General features: G+C 65.2%; 7 protein-coding genes. All 7 read left to right on the top strand.

What is annotated here, in order from left to right; translation table 11 throughout:
* The first annotated feature begins 79 nt into the window (after positions 1-79).
* On the top strand, positions 80-316 hold the full coding sequence (locus tag CWO89_RS39750; protein WP_130583742.1) for a HypC/HybG/HupF family hydrogenase formation chaperone: 237 nt from the start codon (positions 80-82) through the stop codon (positions 314-316).
* The gene (gene hypD, locus CWO89_RS39755; protein WP_130583743.1) at positions 313-1,455 is read left to right on the top strand and encodes a hydrogenase formation protein HypD; all 1,143 of its coding nucleotides are present in this window, start codon (positions 313-315) and stop codon (positions 1,453-1,455) included. The genes CWO89_RS39750 and hypD overlap by 4 nt, the downstream gene beginning before the upstream one ends.
* Entirely contained in the window at positions 1,452-2,492 is a 1,041-nt protein-coding gene (hypE, locus tag CWO89_RS39760; RefSeq protein ID WP_130583744.1) for a hydrogenase expression/formation protein HypE, read from the top strand. Before hypD ends, hypE begins: the two co-directional genes overlap by 4 nt.
* Positions 2,493-2,512: 20 nt before the next feature.
* On the top strand, positions 2,513-4,213 hold the full coding sequence (locus CWO89_RS39765; protein WP_130583745.1) for a hydrogenase maturation protein: 1,701 nt from the start codon (positions 2,513-2,515) through the stop codon (positions 4,211-4,213).
* Positions 4,210-5,562 carry a sigma-54-dependent transcriptional regulator gene (locus CWO89_RS39770; protein ID WP_130583746.1) on the top strand — a complete coding sequence of 451 codons (1,353 nt, stop codon included), beginning with the start codon at positions 4,210-4,212 and terminating at the stop codon, positions 5,560-5,562. Before CWO89_RS39765 ends, CWO89_RS39770 begins: the two co-directional genes overlap by 4 nt.
* Complete coding sequence (locus tag CWO89_RS49830) at positions 5,537-5,740, top strand: hypothetical protein (protein WP_502702944.1); 204 nt, start codon at positions 5,537-5,539, stop codon at positions 5,738-5,740. Before CWO89_RS39770 ends, CWO89_RS49830 begins: the two co-directional genes overlap by 26 nt.
* 18 nt (positions 5,741-5,758) lie before the next feature.
* Positions 5,759-5,985, top strand: a 227-nt coding sequence (locus CWO89_RS49835; RefSeq protein ID WP_502702945.1) for a PAS domain-containing protein, incomplete at its 3' end; no start/stop codon positions are given.

The following is a 5,985-nucleotide window of genomic DNA, read 5'->3' on the forward strand; positions in this document are numbered from 1 at the left end:
ATGACGGCGGTCTCAGCCTCGGTCAGGCCTGGATCGCCGCGCTTCAACTCGAACAGCACGGCCTGGAAGGAACCGCCTGATGTGTCTTGCCATACCTGCTGAGGTCACAAGACTTCTGCCCGACGAGATGGCGATCGTCTCCATCGACGGAGTCAGCAAGGAGATCTCGGTCGCGTTGATCGAGGACCTCGCCGTCGGCGACTACGTGATCATCCATGTCGGCTACGCCCTGACGAAGATCGATCCGGAGGAGGCGAGGCGGACGCTCGAATTGCTGCGCGAGCTCAGCGCCGAGGGACAGGGAGCCGTCTCATGAAATATGCCGACGAGTTTCGCGACAAGGAGATCGCGCTGGGGCTCGCGAAAGCCATCCGCGCGGAGGCGCATCCCGAGAGACCCTATCGCTTCATGGAGTTCTGCGGCGGCCATACGCATGCGATCTCGCGCTACGGCCTCGAGGACATGCTGCCGAAGCACGTGCTGATGATCCACGGCCCCGGCTGTCCGGTCTGCGTGCTGCCGGCCGGGCGCATCGACATGGCCATCCGGCTGGCGGCGCGGCCGGAGATCATCCTGTGCGTCTATGGCGACCTGATGCGCGTTCCGGGCTCGCAAGGAGCGTCGCTCCTGAAGGCGAAAGCGCGCGGCGCCGACATCCGCATGGTCTATTCCACGATCGACGCGATCCGGATCGCGGAGGAGAATCCCGAGCGCGAGGTCGTCTTCTTCGCCATCGGCTTCGAGACCACGACGCCGCCGACCGCGGTCATGATCCGTCTGGCCGAGAAGAAGCAGCTCGAAAACTTCAGCGTGTTCTGCAACCACGTGCTGACGCCGCCGGCGATGCAAAACATCTTGGAGAGCCCCGATATCCGCAACATCGGCCGCGTCGAGATCGACGGTTTCGTCGGACCCGCCCATGTCTCGACCATCATCGGCACCGCGCCTTACGAGTTCTTTGCGGAAGAATTCGGCAAGCCGGTCGTAATCGCAGGCTTCGAGCCGCTCGACATGATGCAGGCGATCCTGATGCTGATGCGGCAGGTCAACGAGAACAGGCACGAGGTCGAGAACCAGTATAGCCGGGCGGTGACCCGCGACGGCAATCTGCGCGCCAAGGAGGAGGTCTCCGACATCTTCGAGCTTCGCGATCAGTTCGAGTGGCGCGGGCTCGGGCAGGTGCCGTATAGCGGGCTGAAGCTGAAGCGCGCCTACGCCAAATACGACGCCGAGGTCCGGTTCGAAATGAACGAGCTGCGCGTCGACGACAATCCGGCCTGCGAATGCGGCGCCATTTTGCGCGGGGTGAAGAAGCCGGTCGATTGCAAGCTGTTCGGCACCGTCTGCACGCCGGAGACGCCGATGGGGTCCTGCATGGTCTCCTCCGAAGGCGCCTGCGCCGCGCACTGGACTTATGGCCGCTTCCGCGACCATCAGCAGAGGCGGGCGTCATGAAGGGCTATCAGCGCAAGCTCGATATCAGGAACGGCTGCGTCGACCTGTCCCACGGCTCAGGGGGCCGCGCCATGGCGCAATTGATCTCGGGCCTGTTCCACGAGGCTTTTGGCAATGAATGGCTCGCGCGCGGCAATGATCAATCGGCATTCGACGTCGGCGCCGGGCGCATGGTGATGACGACGGACGGCTATGTAGTCTCGCCGCTGTTCTTCCCCGGCGGCAATATCGGCTCGCTCGCGGTGCACGGCACCGTCAACGACATCGCCATGGCCGGCGCGCGGCCGCTCTATCTCTCGGCGAGTTTCATCATCGAGGAGGGCTTTCGCTTCGCTGACCTCAAGCTGATCGCGGAGTCCATGGGAGAAGCCGCGCGCACGGCTGGCGTCCACATCATCACCGGCGACACCAAGGTGGTCGAGCGCGGCAAGGCCGACGGCTTGTTCATCTCGACGGCCGGCGTCGGCGTCGTGCCTGACGGGCTCGATCTCTCGGCCGAGAACGCGCGGGTCGGCGATCGCGTGCTGATCTCCGGCACGCTCGGCGATCACGGCGTCGCCATCATGTCCAAGCGGCAGAATCTCGCCTTTGAGACCGAGATCGTCTCGGATTCGGCGTCGCTGCACGACCTCGTCGCGGAGATGGTGAAAGCCGGCGGTCGCGGCATCCGCCTGATGCGCGATCCCACGCGCGGCGGGCTCGCCGCCACGATGAACGAGATCGCCCAGCAATCCGACCTCGGCTTCCGTCTCCACGAAGAGGCGATCCCGGTGAAGCCGGGCGTGGCAGCGGCCTGCGAGCTGCTCGGGCTCGATCCGCTCCACGTCGCCAACGAGGGCAAGCTAGTCGCGATCGTCGCGCCGGAGGTTGCCGATGCGGTGCTGACCGCGATGCAGGCACATCCGCTCGGCCGTGACGTTGCCGACATCGGCGAGGCCGTTGCCGACGATCATCATTTCGTGCAGATGGCGACGAGTTTTGTCGGCGGACGGATCGTCGACTGGCTGTCGGGCGAGCAACTGCCGAGAATCTGTTGAGGAATCTGCTGAGGCCCACGATGCGCATCCTGCTCCTGTCGCATTCCTTCAACAGCCTGACGCAGCGACTTCACGTCGAGCTTAGGGAGCGAGGCCACGCGGTCTCGGTCGAGCTCGACATTCATGCCGACGTCACGCGCGAAAGCGTGGCGCTGCATCGGCCCGACCTGGTGGTCGCGCCGTTCCTGAAGCGGGCGATCCCGGAGGACGTCTGGCGCAGCGTGCGCTGCCTGATCGTCCATCCCGGCCCGCCCGGCGACCGCGGACCGGCCGCACTTGACTGGGCGGTCCTCGAAGGCGCCGACGAGTGGGGCGTCACGGTATTGCAGGCGGATGGCGAGTTCGACGCCGGCCCGGTCTGGGCGTTCCGCACCTTCCCGATGCGGCGCGCAGCCAAGTCCAGCATCTACCGCAACGAGGTGACGTCGTGCGCCGTCGAGGCGGTACTCGAAGCCATCGGGGCGATTGAGTCCGGACGGCCGACGCCGCCACCGATGTGCGCGGGTGATCCGCGCATCCGCGTCCGCGGACCGTGCCGCCAGGCGGACCGGACGATCGACTGGCAGAACGACACGACCGCGACCGTCCTGCGCAAAGTCAACAGCGCCGACGGCATGCCAGGCCTTGCCGACAGCCTGTTCTTTGAGGATGTCAGGCTGTTCGACGTACACGAAGCGCATGACATTTCCGGCGTACCCGGCACCATAGTGGCCCAATGCGGCGGCGCGCTGGCGCGTGCCACGGTCGACGGCGCGGTCTGGATCGGCCAAGTCAGGCGGCTCGCGCCGAAGAGCCTGAAGCTGCCGGCGGCAAAAATCTTCGCCGCAGCGGCGGCGCACCTGCCGCACCGGTCCGGTTGCGGCTACGCTCCGATCCGATATCGCGAGCATGGCGAGGTCGGCGAGCTGCGATTCTCCTTCTATAACGGCGCCATGAGTAGCGGCGACTGCGAAGCCCTGCTCGGCGCCTATCGGGCTGCGCTGGCGCGCCCGACCAAGGTGCTGCTCCTGACCGGCGGCCGCGACTACTGGTCGAACGGTATTCATCTCGCCGAGATCGAGGCGGCCGACAGCGCCGCGGATGAGTCCTGGCGTAACATCAACGCGATTGACGATCTCGCCCGCGCGATCATCGAGACCACCGACCGCCTGGTCGTCTCGGTCATTCGCGGCAATGCGGGTGCGGGCGGCGTCTTCCTGAGCCTCGCTGCCGATGAAGTCTGGGCCAGCGACCAGGTCGTCCTCAATCCGCATTACAAGGACATGGGCAATCTCTACGGCTCGGAGTACTGGACCTATCTGTTGCCGCGCCGCGCGGGGGCTGCGAATTCCACCCGGATCACGCAATACCGGCTCCCGATGGGAGTAGTGGAGGCGCGGCGCCTCGGCATCGTCGACCGCGTGCTGTCCGGCGCGGAGCTTGCGGACGCGAACTTCGTGAAACTCGGGATCGCCATGGCGGTGGACGAAGGTTTTGCCGCGCGCCTTGCCGACAAGCAGCGACGGCGCGCGGCCCATGAGGCCGAAAAGCCGTTGGAGGCCTATCGCGATGAGGAGCTGCGGCGGATGCGGCTCAATTTCTACGGATTCGACCCGAGCTACCACGTTGCCCGCTTCAACTTCATCCACAAGGTGCCGAAGTCGCGCACGCCGCTGACCATCGCCAATCACCGGTCTCGGCGCGCGCCTGACCACTCCACCCCTATGGTGGTGCCATCATGAGCGTGCAGGGAACCATTCTGGTCGTGGACGACGAGGTCCGCTCGCAGGAAGCGCTGCGACGCGTCCTCCACGACGATTTCGAGGTGCTCTGCGCCGGCAGCGCGGCGGAGGAGCTCTGGCCCGATCCGGTGCGGATGATCATCTCCGGCTATTCGGACTCGGAGGACATCATCGCCGGGCTCAACGAGGCCGGCATTTATCAGTACATCACAAAACCCTGGCAACCGGACCGCCTTATCGACATCGTCAAGGAGGCGGTCCAGCTCTACCGGCTGCAGAAGGAGACGGAGACCGCGGGTGTCGACGTCAGGGCGACGCCGCAGCACATCAAGAAGGTCGTTTCGGTCAAGCGCGGCGCCGCAAAGCAGCTCTACGACTTCAACCGCATCGTGCACTCGCCTGACAGTCCGATGCATGGCGTCATCGAGCTCGGCCGGCGCGCCGCCGAATACGACATCTCGGTGCTGATCACGGGCGAGTCCGGGACGGGCAAGGAACTGCTGGCGCGCGCCATCCACTACGGCTCGGCCCGGGCCAGAAAGGCCTTCGTGGTCGAGAACTGCGGCGCGCTGCCCGACGAGCTGCTCGAAAGCGAATTGTTCGGCTGCAAGAAGGGCGCCTTCACCGGCGCCTACCAGGATCGCATCGGCCTGTTCGAGGTCGCCGACGGCGGCACCATCTTCCTCGACGAGATCGGGGAGACCTCGCCGGCGTTCCAGGTAAAACTGCGTGTACTGCAGGAGAGCGAGATTCGGCCGCTCGGCGCGCAGCGGGTGCGCAAGGTCGACGTTCGCGTGGTCGCCGCGACCAACCGCGATCTCGAGGCCGAGGTCGAGGCGGGCCGCTTCCGGCGCGATCTCTACTATCGCCTGGCGGCGTTTCCCGTCCACATGCCGGCGCTGCGTGAGCGCCCGATGGACATTCCCCTGATCGCGGAAGGGGTGCTGGCGTCGGTCAAAACCTCCTTCAACCGGCCGAGCCTGCGCTTTGCGGCTTCGGCGCTCGAGGCGTTCGTCAAGTGCCACTGGCCCGGCAACGTGCGCGAGCTGCAGAACGAGATCCAGCGCATGGCGGTTCTGGCCGATGCCGACGAGTTGCGAGCCCCGCTGCTCGGCCGGCGCAACGGCAAGCAGGCGGCCGCGGTGGTCCATGGCAAGCTGAACGGGTCGGCGAACCTCAAGGACAAGGTGGAGGATCTCGAGAAGTCGGTTATCATCAGCTATCTGGAGCGGTACGAAGGCAATATCAGCCGGGTCGCGAGCGAGCTTGGGCTGTCGCGCGTCGGTCTCAGGAACAAGCTGTCCAGGTATGATTTGAGAAAAAATGCCAAAGGCGACGCATTCTCCTGAAGCCGGCGAGACCCAATCGCTGCTCAAGCTGGTCACCAATCGCGGCGCGATCGAGTTCGATCACGAGCGCGAGGGCGCCTGGATCGAAGTCATCCGCAAGATGGACGAGGTCTATTCCGACCTCCTGCGCTACGAGGTCGACCTTGAGCACAAGAATGCGGAGCTCGAGGAAGCGTAGGCCTTCGTCACCAACGTCATCGAATCCGTCTCCGACATCCTCATCGTCTGCGACTCGAAAGGGCTGGTGCAGCAGGTAAATTCCGCGTTCCAGCACACGCTAGGCTGCAGTGTTACTGATATCGTTGGCAGGAACATCGCGGATATCATCGATGCCGCGGACAAAGCCAAGCTGGTCCCGCTCCTGAAGCCCCGCAGCGCGGCTGACGTCGTCGACGGTGAGCTGCGGTTTTCGAGCGAGGGCAG

The organism is Bradyrhizobium sp. Leo170 (assembly GCF_004296405.1).
GTDB lineage: Bacteria > Pseudomonadota > Alphaproteobacteria > Rhizobiales > Xanthobacteraceae > Bradyrhizobium.